General features: G+C 56.3%; 14 protein-coding genes and 1 pseudogene. 3 read left to right on the forward strand and 12 right to left on the reverse strand.

Translation table 11 applies throughout. The features are described from left to right. Positions 1-4: 4 nt before the first annotated feature. The 10 genes and pseudogenes from mutS to PGR29_RS15625 all read right to left on the reverse strand — a co-directional run bounded on the left by mutS (position 5) and on the right by PGR29_RS15625 (position 10,629). Positions 5-2,566: a DNA mismatch repair protein MutS gene (mutS, locus tag PGR29_RS15580; protein ID WP_042895300.1), complete on the reverse strand. Its 2,562-nt coding sequence runs from the start codon at positions 2,564-2,566 to the stop codon at positions 5-7. Between the two features lie 180 nt (positions 2,567-2,746). Further along, positions 2,747-2,854, reverse strand: a pseudogene (gene hmuV / locus PGR29_RS15585) (heme ABC transporter ATP-binding protein); the annotation flags it as partial. Between the two features lie 105 nt (positions 2,855-2,959). Then, on the reverse strand, positions 2,960-3,307 hold the full coding sequence (locus tag PGR29_RS15590) for a DUF1493 family protein (RefSeq protein WP_088389772.1): 348 nt from the start codon (positions 3,305-3,307) through the stop codon (positions 2,960-2,962). After that, a complete protein-coding gene (locus tag PGR29_RS15595; RefSeq protein ID WP_113372921.1) occupies positions 3,292-3,741 on the reverse strand; it encodes an STM2901 family protein in 450 nt (149 codons plus the stop codon). Before PGR29_RS15595 ends, PGR29_RS15590 begins: the two co-directional genes overlap by 16 nt. Positions 3,742-3,752: 11 nt before the next feature. After that, positions 3,753-4,235 carry an Hcp family type VI secretion system effector gene (locus PGR29_RS15600; protein WP_047044296.1) on the reverse strand — a complete coding sequence of 161 codons (483 nt, stop codon included), beginning with the start codon at positions 4,233-4,235 and terminating at the stop codon, positions 3,753-3,755. A gap of 355 nt (positions 4,236-4,590) precedes the next feature. After that, entirely contained in the window at positions 4,591-5,370 is a 780-nt protein-coding gene (locus PGR29_RS15605; RefSeq protein ID WP_316424810.1) for a heme ABC transporter ATP-binding protein, read from the reverse strand. Then, entirely contained in the window at positions 5,363-6,358 is a 996-nt protein-coding gene (locus tag PGR29_RS15610) for a FecCD family ABC transporter permease (protein ID WP_271032881.1), read from the reverse strand. The genes PGR29_RS15605 and PGR29_RS15610 overlap by 8 nt, the downstream gene beginning before the upstream one ends. Then, positions 6,358-7,176: a heme/hemin ABC transporter substrate-binding protein gene (locus PGR29_RS15615; protein ID WP_271032882.1), complete on the reverse strand. Its 819-nt coding sequence runs from the start codon at positions 7,174-7,176 to the stop codon at positions 6,358-6,360. Before PGR29_RS15615 ends, PGR29_RS15610 begins: the two co-directional genes overlap by 1 nt. After that, a complete protein-coding gene (locus PGR29_RS15620) occupies positions 7,173-8,204 on the reverse strand; it encodes a hemin-degrading factor (protein WP_271032883.1) in 1,032 nt (343 codons plus the stop codon). Before PGR29_RS15620 ends, PGR29_RS15615 begins: the two co-directional genes overlap by 4 nt. Before the next feature lie 73 nt (positions 8,205-8,277). Further along, the gene (locus PGR29_RS15625) at positions 8,278-10,629 is read right to left on the reverse strand and encodes a TonB-dependent receptor domain-containing protein (protein ID WP_316424811.1); all 2,352 of its coding nucleotides are present in this window, start codon (positions 10,627-10,629) and stop codon (positions 8,278-8,280) included. 323 nt (positions 10,630-10,952) lie between these two features. On the opposite strand from PGR29_RS15625, the gene PGR29_RS15630 reads away from it, so the two are divergent. After that, positions 10,953-11,246 (forward strand): SelT/SelW/SelH family protein, encoded by a 294-nt coding sequence (locus PGR29_RS15630; RefSeq protein WP_045377407.1) that lies wholly within the window; start codon positions 10,953-10,955, stop codon positions 11,244-11,246. Between the two features lie 15 nt (positions 11,247-11,261). Here PGR29_RS15630 and PGR29_RS15635 read toward each other — a convergent pair whose 3' ends face one another. Together PGR29_RS15635 and PGR29_RS15640 are read right to left on the reverse strand one after the other, a co-directional pair. Beyond that, complete coding sequence (locus tag PGR29_RS15635) at positions 11,262-12,971, reverse strand: thiamine pyrophosphate-requiring protein (protein WP_271032885.1); 1,710 nt, start codon at positions 12,969-12,971, stop codon at positions 11,262-11,264. Positions 12,972-13,006: 35 nt separating this feature from the next. After that, positions 13,007-13,948, reverse strand: a complete 942-nt coding sequence (locus PGR29_RS15640) for an AEC family transporter (RefSeq protein ID WP_316424812.1) — start codon at positions 13,946-13,948, stop codon at positions 13,007-13,009. 183 nt (positions 13,949-14,131) lie between these two features. Between PGR29_RS15640 and PGR29_RS15645 the strand changes: the two genes are divergently transcribed. Together PGR29_RS15645 and PGR29_RS15650 are read left to right on the forward strand one after the other, a co-directional pair. Beyond that, positions 14,132-15,019 (forward strand): LysR family transcriptional regulator, encoded by an 888-nt coding sequence (locus PGR29_RS15645; protein ID WP_101705353.1) that lies wholly within the window; start codon positions 14,132-14,134, stop codon positions 15,017-15,019. Positions 15,020-15,079: 60 nt separating this feature from the next. Next, a complete protein-coding gene (locus tag PGR29_RS15650; protein WP_316424813.1) occupies positions 15,080-15,421 on the forward strand; it encodes a nitrous oxide-stimulated promoter family protein in 342 nt (113 codons plus the stop codon). Positions 15,422-15,660: the final 239 nt, after the last annotated feature.

A 15,660-nucleotide genomic window follows, 5' to 3' on the forward strand; every position in this document is an offset into this window, starting at 1 on the left:
CTAATTACACCAGGCTTTTCAGGCGGTAAATCCACTCCAGCGCCTGACGCGGGCTCAGTGAATCCGGGTCAAGATTCTCCAGCGCTTCCAGCGCCGGTGAGGTCTCTTCCGGCGCGGAGAGCAGCGACATCTGCGTACCATCAACCTGCGTGGCGGCGGCATTTGGCGAAATGCTCTCCAGCTCGCGCAGTTTCTGTCGCGCGCGTTTGATCACTTCTTTCGGCACCCCTGCCAGCGCGGCGACCGCCAGGCCATAGCTCTTGCTGGCCGCGCCGTCCTGCACGCTGTGCATAAAGGCGATGGTATCGCCGTGCTCCAGCGCATCGAGGTGCACGTTGGCCACGCCTTCCATTTTTTCCGGCAACTGGGTGAGCTCGAAGTAGTGGGTAGCGAACAGGGTCAACGCTTTGATCTTATTTGCCAGATTCTCCGCGCAGGCCCACGCCAGCGACAGACCGTCGTAGGTAGACGTACCGCGGCCGATCTCGTCCATCAGCACCAGGCTGTGTTCGGTGGCGTTGTGCAGAATATTGGCGGTTTCGGTCATCTCCACCATGAAGGTGGAACGGCCGCTCGCCAGGTCATCCGCCGCGCCGACGCGGGTAAAGATGCGGTCGATCGGGCCAATTTCTACCTTCTGCGCCGGCACGTAGCTGCCGATATAGGCCAGCAGCGCAATCAGCGCGGTCTGGCGCATATAGGTACTTTTACCTCCCATGTTCGGGCCGGTGATGATCAGCATGCGGCGCTGCGGCGCCAGCTGCAGCGGGTTGGCGATAAACGGCTCTTTCAGTACCTGTTCCACTACCGGGTGACGGCCTTCGGTAATGCGAATACCGGGTTTATCGATAAAGGTCGGGCAGCAGTAGTTCAGGGTCTCCGCGCGTTCCGCGAGGTTCACCAGTACGTCCAGCTCGGCCAGCGCGCTGGCGCTGGTTTGTAAGTCGGCCAGATGCGGCAGCAGCTTTTCGAACAGGTCGTCATAGAGCTGTTTTTCCAGCGCCAGCGCCTTGCCTTTAGACGTCAGTACCTTATCTTCGTATTCCTTCAGTTCAGGAATAATGTAGCGCTCGGCGTTTTTCAGCGTCTGGCGGCGCACGTAGTGAATCGGCGCATGCTGGCTCTGGCCGCGGCTGATCTGGATGTAGTAACCGTGAACGGCATTGTAGCCGACCTTCAGGGTATCAAGGCCCAGGCGCTCACGTTCGCGGATTTCCAGTTTGTCGAGATAATCGGTCGCGCCATCGGCCAGCGCTCGCCACTCATCCAGCTCTTCATTATAACCCGGAGCGATAACGCCGCCGTCACGCACCAGTACCGGCGGCGCGTCGATGATCGCGCGTTCCAGCAATTCGCGCAGCTCGGCGAATTCGCCCATTTTCTCGCGCAGCTGTTGCACCGGCTGACAGTCAACGTCGGCCAGCAGCTCGCGCAGCAGCGGCAGCTGCTGGAAGGCATGGCGCATGCGGGCTAAATCGCGCGGGCGGGCGGTACGCAGCGCCAGACGCGCCAGAATACGCTCGAGATCGCCGACCTGACGCAGCACCGGCTGCAGCTCGGTATAGCGTTCTTGTAAGGCGCCAATTGTTTGTTGGCGTTCAACCAGCACCGCGGTATCGCGTACCGGCATATGCAGCCAGCGTTTGAGCATGCGGCTGCCCATCGGCGTGACCGTGCAGTCGAGTACCGAGGCAAGAGTGTTATCAACGCCGCCGGCGAGATTCTGGGTGATCTCCAGATTGCGACGGGTGGCGGCATCCATAATGATGCTGTCCTGCTGGCGTTCCATGGTGATGGAACGAATGTGCGGCAGCGAGGTGCGCTGGGTATCTTTGACGTACTGCAACAGGCAGCCGGCGGCGCACAGCCCGCGCGGGGCGTTTTCAACGCCGAAGCCCACCAGATCGCGGGTGCCGAACTGCAGGTTGAGCTGCTGGCGCGCGGTGTCGATTTCGAACTCCCATAGCGGGCGACGGCGCAGGCCGCGGCGGCCTTCAATCAGTGAAGATTCGGCAAAATCTTCCGCATACAGCAGTTCCGCCGGATTGGTACGTTGTAGTTCCGCCGCCATGGTCTCGCGGTCGGCCGGTTCGCTCAGGCGAAAGCGCCCGGAGCTGATATCCAGCGTCGCGTAGCCGAAGCCCTTGCTGTCCTGCCAGATGGCGGCCAGCAGGTTGTCCTGACGCTCCTGCAGCAGCGCTTCATCGCTGATGGTGCCCGGCGTGACGATGCGTACCACTTTGCGTTCTACCGGCCCTTTGGTGGTAGCCGGATCGCCAATCTGTTCGCAAATCGCGACCGACTCGCCCTGATTCACCAGTTTAGCCAGATAGTTTTCCACCGCGTGGTGGGGGATGCCGGCCATGGGAATCGGTTCGCCCGCGGAAGCGCCGCGTTTGGTCAGCGAGATATCGAGCAGCTGCGAGGCGCGTTTGGCGTCGTCATAAAACAGCTCGTAAAAGTCGCCCATCCGGTAAAACAGCAGGATCTCCGGATGCTGAGCCTTCAGCTTCAGGTACTGCTGCATCATCGGGGTATGGGCGTCTAAATTGTCGATTGTGCTCATAGGGTGTTATCCAGGTCCCTGATTTTTAATGGAGTGCGATTTTATTATTGTCGTCGTTATCGCATGAGGAAGACATGATAACGGAGATAGGCATTTGAGGGAAAGTGACGAAGTGGACGCAGCGATCCTGATTCCACTTCTAGAACGCGCGACCATCGCTAAGCTGGCCGCGCGTGATGTTCAGGGCGCCAGATAAACCTGCGGAATCGCTTTTTCCGGATGCTGGCCGAGGCGCACGTCCGCGCCGTACCAGCGGCTAATGATATCCTGCTGGATAACCTGATGCGGGAAGAGTACCGGCTGATGGCTGAAAAACCGGAACACTCAAAAAGTGCATGGAACTGAAGCTGGGATGCTTACATATCCACCTCTGATTAATATGTTATATTTCTATCAGTCATAAAGCCACTTTCCAGCTTTCGCTGATTCCGAAAACATTCTGATTGTTAAAGGTTTGCGATTTCGTTCTACATCTTCCCGTTTTAATTTAAACCACCGTGTTAGTAGTGGAGTATTTTCCCAAGGGAAATAATACGACCATTTAATTTCTGATAAATCTATATTAAATTTTTTTTCAAATTTATTCAAAGCTTCATGCAGGTCATCACCGGGAGCTTCAAATAAATCAGAATCAAGTTCTAAAGGGATTTCTTTCCAATTGCTGTCTAAATATCCGGGGATCTCTTCACGGAAAAGTGCTAATACCTCTTGTTGAATTGTATCCATCAAAAGGATGTCCATTGTATACGATCTTTAGGGCGTGCTATTAGGTTGTATTTGGCCTGAGTTTTCCTTGATACTTGGTAAATTGAATTCACAAGACCAACCCAGCCTAACCACGGAACATATCTTGCTATGACTGCGGCAAGATTATTTGTTTTTCGCATTCTTACACCAACTGGTGTTGGAACTCTAATACCAAAAGGAGTTCGTGCATTTCGTAAAAGCATTCTCCCATACCTGGAAATAACACTTGTCCCTTTGATTGCCTCTCCCGGTTTCGTTCTGGTTTTTAACCACGGTTGCCCAGCGAGGATAGCAGCACCTGACTCAATGCCAATTTCAAGTTCATCACAAAATTGCTCAAGGAAAATCACATCAAATAGTTCACCTGCTGACAGGTTCGATTGTCCGTGGTAGAAGTAGGTTCCGTTTAGTTCTTCTGTCGTATCCATTCAATCACCTGTTAGGCTGTTTGTCGTTCATTCCAGGCATCTGTGAAAATTATGTTTCCATCACAATGTTTCCAGGTGATTTTCTCGTATCTTAGCTCCACAGATTCAAGATGGTTGTTGTTCTTGTCCTCTGGGGAAGCCATCGTAGGGGAGATTGATACGATTCGAACTCCTTCAAGTAGCATATTGAAGTATTCCACTTCCTGACCAGAATCGTTGATTTTGTACCATTTAATTTCGGCAGATTTCAGGTTTTGACCAGTAGCAACTGCTTTGTATAGGTATGGGCTGGAATAGTCGAATTCTTTAACGATGATCATTGGAGAATGCTGACGAGTGCCAGTAGGTTTGCCAGTGGAATTATCAGTGGGAATGGAGAGATTATGGTGAAACCCTTTAAACTCTATACTGAACTCCCTGTCTGCAACATCACAGCCACCTTTGATTAGTGCTCCGCCATCGTCATAGAGCCACATATTACCGGGAATAGCCATGTCCTTATTTCCTTATGTTTTTATAAATCCCTGTAAATAGTTTATCTATTGAGTGAAGGTGAGTAAATAACCAATGTGTGGTTTTTTTATTTCTCAGTTTCAACAATTTAATCACTGAAAAATGGTACTGCTGCATCATCGGGGTATGGGCGTCTAAATTGTCGATTGTGCTCATAGGGTGTTATCCAGGTCCCTGATTTTTAATGGAGTGCGATTTTATTATTGTCGTCGTTATCGCATGAGGAAGACATGATAACGGAGATAGGCATTTGAGGGAAAGTGACGAAGTGGACGCAGCGATCCTGATTCCACTTCTCGAACGCGCGGCCATCGCTAAGCTGGCCGCGCGTGACGTTCAGGGCGCCAGATAAACCTGCGGAATCGCTTTTTCCGGATGCTGGCCGAGGCGCACGTCCGCGCCGTACCAGCGGCTAATGATATCCTGCTGGATAACCTGATGCGGCGTGCCCTGCGCCACCACCTGTCCCTGGTGTAGCAGCAGAATCTGGTCGGCCCACAGGGCGGCGAGGTTGAGATCGTGCAGCACCACGCAGACATGTAGCTGGCCGGTAGCGGTCAGACGCTTGAGCAGGCGTAACAGATGTTGCTGGTAATAGAGGTCCAGCGCCGAGGTAGGTTCGTCCAGAAACAGCCAGCCCTGCGGCGCGCCGTTTTGCCACAGTTGCGCGAGGCAGCGGGCCAGCTGTACCCGCTGCTGCTCGCCGCCGGAAAGCGACGGATAGCGCCTGCCGCGCAAATGATCGCAGCCGGTTTCCGCCATAACATCGCGCAGAGTCTGCGGACTGGCGGTCGCTTCCCATGGCGAGCGCCCCATGGCGATAACCGTTTCCACCGTCCAGTCGGCCTGGAGTTGAGTGCGCTGCAACATCACCGCCCGGCGGCGCGATAGCGCCTGCGGCGACCAACGCTCCAGCGCTTTGCCGTCCATCATGCGTTCGCCGCTATCCGGGGTAAGGAAGCCGGTTAGCAGCCGCAGCAGGGTGGATTTGCCCGCGCCGTTCGGGCCGATCAGCGCGGTCATCTCGCCGCCGCGAAGCGTCAGCGAAACCTGGTCAATCACCTGTCGTTGGCCGAGCCGCAGCGACAGCCCTTGCGCCCGATAGTCTTTATCCATGGATTGGTTTCTCCCGACGAAATATCAACCACAGGAACCACGGCGCGCCCAACAGGCTGGTCAGCAGCCCCACCGGCATCTCCGCCGGCGCGGCGACGGTGCGCGCCAGGGTATCGGCAATCAGCAGCAGAATCGCGCCCGCCAGCAGCGAGCCGGGGATGAGACCGCGGTGGTCCGCCCCCAGCCACAGTCGCATCAGATGCGGCACCACCAGGCCGATAAAACCGATGACGCCGCTTATCGCCACCGCCGCGGCAACCAGCACCGCGCTACATAACAACAGCAGCCGTTGCAGCGCCCGCACGTTAACGCCGAGGTAGTGCGCCTCTTCATCACCGAGTTGCAGCAGGTTAAGGCGTGACGCCATCCACCACACCGCTATTGACGCCGGAATAATCAGGCTGGCCGCCACCAGCAGCGTCGGCCATTCGGCCTGGCCGAGGCTTCCCATCCCCCACAGCGACAGCTGGCGTAGCTGAGAATCGTTGCTTAGCCACGCCAGCACGCCGACCAGCGCGCCGCATAAGGCGTTGATGGCGATCCCCACCAGCAGCAGCCGCGACAGCGAACCGTCACCTGCGCGGCTGAGGATAAAAATCACTGCCATCACCGCCAGGCTGCCGATAAACGCCGCCAGCATCGGCATATACAGGGCTAACAGCGCCGGCACGCTCAGCGGCAGCACCAGCCAGCAGGCCACCGCCAGCGCCGCGCCGCTGCTGATGCCCAGCAGCCCCGGGTCGGCGAGCGGGTTGCGAAATAGCCCCTGCATCACGCAGCCGGACAGGGCCAGCGCGGCGCCGACCAGCAGCGCCAGCAGCACCCGCGGCAGACGGATCGTCAGCCAGATATGGCGCAGGATTTCATCGCCGGAGGGCAGCAGGTTGACCAATGGCAATCGCATTGCGCCGAGGGTGGTGGCGTAGAGCGTCAATGCGACCAGCAGCAGCGCCATTAACAGCAAATGGCGAACGAGGGCAGGGCGCATCAGGGCAGCTGCTCCGCTTTTTTCCGCAGTTCGAGGATCGCCTGCGGCGTACGCGGGCCGAAGCCGAGCAGGGCCATATCGTCGATCGCCAGTAGTTGTTTATGGCGGCCAGCGGGCGTTTGCGCCAGACCGGGCAATTTCCATAACCCGCTTTCGCCGCCCATCCCTTTGAGGCCATCGGCGGAAATTACCACCAGATCCGCCTGGCTTGCGGCCACCCCTTCTTGCGACATCGCGCGATAATGGTCAAAGCCCTGCATCGCGTTTTGCAGCCCGGCGGCGCGGATCGCGCCATCGGCGGCGGTGTGCTGTCCGGCCACCATGGTATTCATCCCGCCGTGGCTGAGGATAAACAGCACCCGTTTGGCGATAGGCCGTGAGGGAATGGCGGCTATCCGCTGCTTGACCTGCTGGCGCAGCACGTCGCCTGCCGGAGTTTTACCTAATGCTTTGGCAATAACGGCGATTTTGTTATCGATGGCGGCAAGGTTATCGCCGCCCGGCACGTTGACGACCGTCACCTTGCTGTCCTGCACTTTCTGCAGCACCAGCGACGGCTGCGCCTGCGCGCTGGCCAGTACCAGCTGCGGGCGTAAGGAGAGGATCCCCTCGGCGCTTAATTGCCGTAGATAGCCGACGTCCGGTAGCTTTTGCGCGGCGGCAGGCCAGGTGCTGGTGCTGTCCTTCGCCACCAGTTGCTGCCCGGCGTTCAGCGCGTAGACGATTTCGGTAACGTCGCCGCCGAGGGAAATCACCCGTTCGGCGGCCGCGCTGGCGAACAGCGGCAGTGCGGCAAGCAGTATTCCCCAACGTTTCATGCCGGCAGCCCTTCCGCGCACAGACGCGCCACCTGCGCGCGCCATTGTTGTTGCTCCGGGTGACCTTCGCTGCGCTGGCCGTACAGCTGGGCAATTTGCGTACCGTCTTTGGCAAACAGTTCGACGCTGGTGACGTGGCCATCGGAGGTCGGTTTACGGGTGACCCAGATTTCATCCACGCTGTCTTCGCGCAGATGCAGGGTAAAGGCGCTGTTGAAGATGTTGATCCAGCCGCGCATCGGCGCCAGCTTTTCCAGCGCGCCGGTGAAGATCTGCACGCAGCCGCGGTTGCCGACGAAGATCATGATTTCATTGCCGTCCTGGCGCACCGTTTCCAGCAGTCCCGGCAGCGCATTATTGTCAATGCGGCAGGCCAGATCGTCGCTCACCAGGCGGAAGGCCTGCTGACGGGAAAGATTGTGTTTACGCAGCAGACCGAAGAACTGGTGCACATCGGTCATCGCGCGCCACTCCTTTTCCAGCGCCGCGGCGTCGGCGGAGTCGGCGTACTTCACGCGGTCGGCCGGGCGAATCGTCAGCGCGCCGGGCGCCGTCTCGCTGAATTTGGCTACCAGCGTTTGCCATGCCGCCATATCGGTTTGCCCGGTGGCATAGACCTTAAGCAGGGCGTCGCCGTGCGGGTCGAAGAACTGGATGCTCTGGCGGCCGTTATCGTTGAGGTGGAACACGCTCGACCACTGGCTGAGGAACAGGCGCAGGTCGAGCGCCCGCGGGTTGAGCACCAGCCCGGCGTGGCCGCTCAGGTGTTGATGGGTAAATTCGCCGACCTGCTCGTGCACCGCGTATTCGTTGCGGCAGATGCATTTGGTTTCGCCGACGCTCTCCAGGGCGGCGATAATCGCCCGTACGTCGTCGTGCAGACGCACGGCATCGTGACCGACGCGCGCGGCGGTTAATTCGGCTTCGCTAATTCCCATCTCTGCGGCGATGTCGCGGGCATATTTGGCGGTGGAGCGAGCTTTGGTGGCCTGGTAGCGCTGCCACAGATCGTCGTGTGCGTTTTGCATAATTCACATCCTTCTCTACGATGAATTTCCCCGGCCCGCGGGCCGGGGGGCAGGTTTGTTATTATTCGGGCGATCAGAAATCGATATTCACGCCCAGTTGCCAGGTCCTTCCGGGCATCACAGCCAGCGCTTTATCGTTGGCATCCTGATTGGTACTGGTCTCGATGTTGCGGCTGCTCAGGTAGTCCCAGTATTTACGGTCGGTAATGTTGTAAACCCCGCCGTTGAGGCGAACGTTCTTCGCCACCTGCCAGTAAGCGGTCCAGTCCAGCATGCCGTAGCCCGGCACGCGCATATATTCGGTGCTGGAATCGGCAATGGCGGAGCCGGTATTGTTATAGCTCTCGCGGCTGGTGGCGGTGGCCTGTTTGCCCTTAACAAAGGTGGCGGTCAGCGCCGTACCGTAGCGCTTAGCCGGATCGTCCCACGCCACGCCGACGATCGTTTTCATCGGCGCGACGCTGTCGAGGTCGACGTATTTATCGCCGTAGTAGCTGGATTTCGATTTCCCTTCGCTATAGCCCCAGGCGAGGGTGGCGCTCAGGCCATCTACCTGCTCAAACCAGGTGCCGAAGTTAAATTTAGTGCTGATCTCGCCGCCGTAGATATAGGCCTTATCGCGGTTTTCCGCTTGATAAATGGTGTAAATATTCGACGGGACATTAGTGAATTTGCCCGGATTGTTGGCGCGCGAATAGCGCGTATAGGCGATAAAGTTCTTATAGCTGTTGTAGAACAGCGCGGTACGCACGGTGATGCCTTCGGTGACTTCGCCCTTGATACCCCATTCAATATTGTCGCTGGTCTCGGTTTTCAGATCGTTGTTGCCGATTAGCGCGTACTGCTGGCTGCCGGCATAGCTGGAGCCCAGGTTCCACGAACCATACAGCTGGCTGGCATTCGGGAACTGCGCGCCGCGCTGGTACTGCAGATAGGTCATCAGCCGCGGCGTAATGTCGTACTGGAACGTCAATGATGGCAGCACCTGGGTGTCGCTGTTTTTACCATACAGATTCGCCACCGACGATTCGGTGAGCACGCTGCTGTTGGCGCTAAGATCGGACAGATCTTCCGGTTTAGTGGACTGATGCGTCACGCGTACGCCGGGAATAATCGCGAAGTTGTGGCTATCGAGATCGAAGTTGATCTTATCCTGCACGTAGCCGCCGAGGGTGTAGCTGCGGCTGTCCGCTTCCGGCTGCATAATTTCGCTGTAAACGCTGGGGATCGGCGACTGGCTAAACGGCCGCTGGGTTTTGGTCGTGCTGGCGTTAAAACCGGCGCTCAGATCGTGGCGGCCGATGCTTTTCGCGAGCATAGTCTGCAGGCCCCAGGTATCGGTATCGTAGTCTGAATTGACCGTCTGCATTTTGCGGGTGACGCTATCCGGCATCCAGGTCCAGTCGTGAGCCTCGGTATGCTGGTAATACACCTTGGTCGAGACGCTGTCGATGTAATCGTTCAGCGGCGTCCAGTCATCTTTCAGACTCAGCCCCCAGCGCCGCGTCTGGTTGGTTTGGTTGGCGGTACCGATCACGCTGTTACCGCTGGAGTCCCATGAGTCGAAGTGGCTGTGATTGGTCTTGTGATAGTAGTCGAAGGTGCTGGTGAACTTATGTTCATCGTTCGGCTGCCAGATGCCGGAGGCCATAAACGCGTCAGAGTGCCAGTTTGCCGGGTAAGCGTCGACGCTGCCGCTGTTGTTCTCGGTTTCCTGGCCATCGCGGCGGCTGTAGACGAAAATGCCGCGCAGCGTTTCATCGCCGCCGGCGACGGTGACGCCGTTATGCCAGCTGCGGTCGGAAGAGTCGTAGCCGCTCTGGTAGCCAAAGGCGCTGGTTTTGCCCGGGCGCAGATAGTCATCCGCCGATTTCGGGCGGAAGGAGACGTTGCCGCCGATTGAGCTGTTAGCGGTCTCGGTTGAGGTGGCGCCGGACTGAATATCCACGCTGCCGTACATATAGGGGTCGATATAATCGCGGCCAATGCCAAAGGTGTTGAGGCCGGAACGGCCGACGTAGCCGCGGCCGGTGGCGTTCGGCTGGGCAATGCCGTCAACATCGATGCCGACGCGGTTGCTTTCAAGACCGCGGATGTTGTAGCCGGTATAGCCGCCGCGATCGAAACCGCTTTTACCATTGCCGGAACCGCCGCTGGCGCCGGTGGCGCTGATGAGGGGTTCATAACGCATGATTGAGCCGAAGTCGTTGGCGCCTTTGTCCTGCAGTTCCTGCGCGCTCACCGAGTGCTCGCTGCCGGCTTTCAGCTGTGGGGCCGGGGCGGTCACCACCATCTGTTCCGCGCTATCCGTCGTGTTATCCTGGGTCACGGCCGCGATAGCGGCATTCTGCGTGATTGCTGCGAGCAGAGAAGTCGCCAGCAGGCTTTTCTTACACCATGCTGCTGATTGAGTCGATTTGTACATTTGTAGCCACGCCTTGATAATTATTAGTATCGGCTCACGCGTTACTTCCAGAGTGCAGGTTGGTCCGTGTTTTCCCTGGCGGACAGTGGTATTCCTGATTTAGTAATTGCGAATGGTAATGATAGGTATTATCGTTTGCAACAAAATATTTACCTATACCCTAAATAATTCGAGTTGCAGGCAGGCGGCGACGCAGAGAAGCCCCAGGAGCTTACTCAAGTAAGTGACTGGGGTGAGCGAGGAAGCCAACGCACATGCAACTTGAAGTATGACGGGTATATTCTGCATTTTGTTTACATTCCTTCGGACGGGAGCAAGCCAACATGAGTCATAAAGCGGTGATTACCATTCACTATTGTTCCCAATGCAACTGGATGCTGCGCGCCAGCTGGATGGCCCAGGAGCTGCTGCATACCTTTAGTACCGATATCGCTTCGGTCACGCTGGTGCCCGGTACCGGCGGCATTTTTACGGTGAGCGTCGATGAGGCGCTCATTTGGGAGCGCAAACGGGACGGCGGTTTCCCGGACGCGGCCGAACTGAAACGGCGAGTGAGGGATGTCTGCTTCCCGGAAAAAGCGCTGGGACACGTGGATAATGCCGGGAAGCAGATCTAAAACGGCTGGCTGCGATTAACGTCCTAGTTCAACGTTGACCAGTACGCTTTGTCGGCGAGTGCGAATAATAGCGACCGCCTCTTCCAGTACCCCGGGGAGATCTTCCGCCAGCGAAACCGTCAGCGCAGCCGCGCGGCTGGAGGCGGCGAGCGCGGCGAAATCTGGCGACGACGAAAACGCGGTGGCCGGAATAGCTTCCATTTTGGCGGCATAGCCGTCGGGATAGAGCGCTTTGGTGCCGCCCGCTACCGCTCCCCAGCCGCCATTGTTGCCAACCACCACCAGTACGGGAAGCTTCATCACTTCCGCGATGTGATGACATACCGCCGGATTGGCAAAGAGATAGGAGCCGTCGCCCACGGCGGCGATGATTAGCTCGCCCCGCCGGGCGAGCTGCAGCCCTAAGGCGATGGGGAACGCTTCACCCAGACCACCCGCCAGCGCTTCCTGGTAATAACTGTCCGCCTGAGTCAGGCCGGCGAACTGCGGCATTGTTGTCAGTTCGGAGACGATCTTCCCCTGATGTTGATTGGCAAGTTGACCCAGACAGTAGCTCAGCCAGGGTTTGCCAATCGCCCCTTTTTGACCGGCGTGGAGGAGGGCTTCCCGTTGGTTCTTCGCGTGTTGTATCAGGCTAAGCACATGCTTTTCACGTTCAGCCACCTGCTGTTGCTTCGCCGCCACAAGCGGCTGGAGCGCCTCTTGTAAAAGTTCGAATACCTCGTCGGTTTCTCCGGCCAGATTGATATCGGCGCGATAGCCGCGGACGGGGTAGCGGGAAAAAAGCGGGTCGGGGCCGATCTGGATCACCTTACAGCTTTCGTTGCAGCGGCTTTCTTCGATGATCCACGGGGCCTGTGAGTCGATAACGATGATGACATCGGCGGCGGAAAGCCAACCTTTGGGATCGCTGCCGGCCAGCATAGGATTGTCGCTGCTAAGGGTGACTTCAGTACCCCAGTATTCCACCACCGGAATAGCCCACTCCTTAACCAGGGTATTGAGTCGCGCAAAGCCTCCAGCCGTTCTCGCGCCGCGCTGGGCGAAGATGACCGGCTGTCTGGCATTGGCTATCGCATCGGCGGTGCTGGCAATATCCGCCCGCGTTGGCGCATAGCGGACCGGCTGCTGGGTGGGGGAGGCATAAAGCGCTTGTTCATCGATGGTGAACGTTTCGCATAGCGGCTCGCGGGGCAGGCTCAAATACACCGGCCCCTTTGGCAATGAACGGGCTATCGCCCATGCTCTGTCAACATGCTCGCCGACCTGATCGGCAATGCGTAATTCGAAGTCCCATTTCACCGACTCGCGAATGAGCGCCGCCTGATCGCGCATCTCCTGGCCGTAGCCAATCGGCGTGTTGCGACAACCAAAGTGTGAATGCTCGCTAATCGGCGTGCGTCCGCCAAAAATCAGCACCGGAATATTGCTGTTGGCCAGATTGATGACGCCGCAGGCGGCATTGGCCAGGCCTACGTTGGTGTGAACCATGACGGCCTGCACTTTCCCGCTCCCGAGATAATAGCCGTGGGCCATGCCGATGGCGGCGTTCTCGTGGGGACATATCACCAGCTCCGGTACCTGTTGTCCCGTGGCGCGCATTTTGGCCCACGCTTCAATAACCGGGGGATAATCGGTACCCGAATTAATAAAAATATAGGCCACGTCGAGGGCCTGAAGCCGGTGCAGTAATAATTCAGCGGCCGATACAGTGATAGAAGTCATATTCTCTCCGGATTAACGCGATGTTATCGCCGTGATTAAAAGGTCAGGAAAATAAATGCGCCCATCGTAATGATGGAAGTAATAATACTTAGCGCCATGGTCGAGGCCATTTCTTGCTCGCCGGACCTATATTGCATGGCAATAATAATGGCGATCGAGCCCACAGGAATCGCCATCGTTAATACCACTTGTTTTATTTGCTCCATGCTGAAACCCATTTTTAACAAAATGAGGTAGCAGGCGCCGGGCACCAGAATATTACGGGCGATGACGGTAATAATGGTGGCGGAGGTGATGACAATGCTGCGAGTATAGAGCACGATGCCTGCGGCAAAGAGCGCCAGTCCGCCGGAGGCCTTACCCAGCAGACCTAGCGACATTGATACGGTTTCTGGAATATGAATATCCATTAATACTAATATCAGCGCGACAACCGGCGACCATACCACCGGCTGCTTGATGGCGTTGAGGACCCGCGTGGCAAAAGAGATATTCTGGCTTTTATCCCCCGTTGCAATGGACATCAGAATCATCACCAGCGGGAGCTGGAAGACATTTTGCGTAATACTGGAAACAGTAATTAATGAGGCGCTGACGGTGCCGAATAAAAAAGCCAGTACCGAGGTGCCAATGAAGGGAACGGCCGGCGAGCCGATGGCCAGAGCCTGTAGCGTACTGAGCGCCAGGGAGCGTTTACAGACATAACGGGCGATAGCTAAGGGAATAAGGAAACTCAGAATTAGCGCCAGGATAATAGCGATAGCGACAGGGCCCATACTCATCACGATATGCCGCGGCGTCATGACCATATTACTGAAAATGCTCAGCGGTAAAGCATACAGCATCACAATTTTATTAATATCACCAGCCTGCTGCCAGTTAAAGTCTTTGCGTTTACCGCTGATATAGCCAATGAGAACGGTAATGATAACGGGTAAAATAGCGCCGAGGATTAATAGGATGTTGTTCTGTGTCATAGTGATTTATTCTCATTATAAATTATCGTTAGGGGCAGGGTGTTGAACTATAAATATTGAGAGTGTTCACCCCGGAAATGCGCCGCTGTTGCACTATTCTTTTTTTTCGTTGCTTACTGCATTCTTGACCCAAAAAGAAGCGTGAGGGAAATGTAAAAATAATTCGTTCAATGAGTAATTGTCATGGCTATGAAAATTAAACAAATACAAGCCTTTCTTACCGTCGCCAGCGAAGGGAATTTAACTCTGGCAGCGGAGAAAATGGGGATTACGCAATCCGGGCTAAGCCGATTGTTGCTGACCCTGGAGGAGGATCTGAATGCTACCTTATTTGAACGGCATAAGCATGGAATGGCGTTAAGCGAGTACGGCAGCGCGTTTTTACCCTATGCCATGACAATGTTGAACACGGAGAACAAAGCCAGAGAGGAAATGGCGCTGATCCGCGGGGCGGGCAAGGGGATTTTGAGAATCGGCTGCGTATCCAGTCTGTTAACCAGCCATTTTATTGATAAATTAGCCGCCTTTCATAAACGCCATCCCCAGATACACATCAAAATATTCGACCGCATTGACTCAGAGTTGTTTAAGTTGCTGCTGATGCATGAAATAGACATCGCCCTCTGCGGGCCTTTACCTCATGACGATAAAATCGTGGTGCGTGGAAAGATTAACTGGCAGGACCGTATTTGCATCATCTCGAGGCCAGATCATCCATTGCAAAAGGCCAGGCATTTGTCGCTGGCGGCGATGCTCGACTATCCGTGGATCATGCCGCCGCCGTTAAGCACGCCGATGCTTATCCTTGAAGATATTTTTCGCTCGCATCAGTTACCCTGTCCGGTTCCCATTATCGAGTGCGCTTCATCCGCGGCGATAAAATCCTTTATTGCTGAGAGCGATCTTTTAACGTCAATGCCTGCCCCCGTCTATCGACTGGAAGAGAAGCTTGGATTGTTGCGACCGCTGGAAGCGGAGGGCAGCGTGTTTGTCAGAGATTTCTATGCCTGGAGCCATTTTGGCGTGTTATCCGGAGCCGCGCTGCAGTTAATCCAGCATCTGAAGCAGTGAGATGCCCTGACAGATACAAAGGTGTATAATCAATGCATCTTATTAGCTTGAGGCTGTGACATGGTCAAACGCATCGAACGTGAAAAAAAGACTATCAGCTGTATGATTCGGCTGTATCAACGCCGCCGCCCGGACGCCCGTGACGAAGGTGAGCATTACCAGGCGCTTAATATCTACGCCGACAAGCGGCTGGATAAGTGCGTATTTGGCGAAGAGAAGCCGGCCTGTAAACAGTGTCCGGTACACTGCTATCAGCCGGCGAAGCGAGAAGAGATGAAGCGGATCATGCGCTGGGCCGGGCCGCGGATGCTCTGGCGGCATCCGATTCTGACCATTCGTCACCTGATTGACGACAGGCGGCCGGTGCCGGAGCTGCCGGAAAAATATCGGCCGAAAAAATAGCGGCCTTTCCCTGGCCTTCCGGGAACGTCTCAGCGATTTTGAGGATCGTAGATACTGTTATCGGTTGGCAACTTTTTTAAGTGTTTTTCCCGGACGCGGCGCGTTGCGCCTTCTCCGGGCTACCAAATCGCACAGCGCTGTAGCCCCGGTAAGCGGCAGCGCCACCGGGGGTTTTGAGATCGCCAGCACCGGCAGTTTCGGTCAGCATGGTGAATAAATTAAAGGCAGGCCGCACGGAC

Origin of the sequence: Klebsiella sp. 141203 (genome assembly GCF_032601985.1) — a bacterium.
GTDB lineage: Bacteria > Pseudomonadota > Gammaproteobacteria > Enterobacterales > Enterobacteriaceae > Klebsiella > Klebsiella aerogenes.

Excerpts from the sequence above, each read along its gene's own strand:
- mutS (WP_042895300.1), bottom strand. The coding sequence starts at position 2,566 with ATGAGCACAATCGACAATTTAGACGCCCATACCCCGATGATGCAGCAG.
- PGR29_RS15605 (WP_316424810.1), bottom strand. The coding sequence starts at position 5,370 with ATGGATAAAGACTATCGGGCGCAAGGGCTGTCGCTGCGGCTCGGCCAA.
- PGR29_RS15595 (WP_113372921.1), bottom strand. The coding sequence starts at position 3,741 with ATGGATACGACAGAAGAACTAAACGGAACCTACTTCTACCACGGACAA.
- PGR29_RS15610 (WP_271032881.1), bottom strand. The coding sequence starts at position 6,358 with ATGCGCCCTGCCCTCGTTCGCCATTTGCTGTTAATGGCGCTGCTGCTG.
- PGR29_RS15590 (WP_088389772.1), bottom strand. The coding sequence starts at position 3,307 with ATGGACATCCTTTTGATGGATACAATTCAACAAGAGGTATTAGCACTT.
- PGR29_RS15630 (WP_045377407.1), top strand. The coding sequence starts at position 10,953 with ATGAGTCATAAAGCGGTGATTACCATTCACTATTGTTCCCAATGCAAC.
- PGR29_RS15645 (WP_101705353.1), top strand. The coding sequence starts at position 14,132 with ATGGCTATGAAAATTAAACAAATACAAGCCTTTCTTACCGTCGCCAGC.
- PGR29_RS15640 (WP_316424812.1), bottom strand. The coding sequence starts at position 13,948 with ATGACACAGAACAACATCCTATTAATCCTCGGCGCTATTTTACCCGTT.
- PGR29_RS15620 (WP_271032883.1), bottom strand. The coding sequence starts at position 8,204 with ATGCAAAACGCACACGACGATCTGTGGCAGCGCTACCAGGCCACCAAA.
- PGR29_RS15625 (WP_316424811.1), bottom strand. The coding sequence starts at position 10,629 with ATGTACAAATCGACTCAATCAGCAGCATGGTGTAAGAAAAGCCTGCTG.
- PGR29_RS15615 (WP_271032882.1), bottom strand. The coding sequence starts at position 7,176 with ATGAAACGTTGGGGAATACTGCTTGCCGCACTGCCGCTGTTCGCCAGC.
- PGR29_RS15650 (WP_316424813.1), top strand. The coding sequence starts at position 15,080 with ATGGTCAAACGCATCGAACGTGAAAAAAAGACTATCAGCTGTATGATT.
- PGR29_RS15635 (WP_271032885.1), bottom strand. The coding sequence starts at position 12,971 with ATGACTTCTATCACTGTATCGGCCGCTGAATTATTACTGCACCGGCTT.
- PGR29_RS15600 (WP_047044296.1), bottom strand. The coding sequence starts at position 4,235 with ATGGCTATTCCCGGTAATATGTGGCTCTATGACGATGGCGGAGCACTA.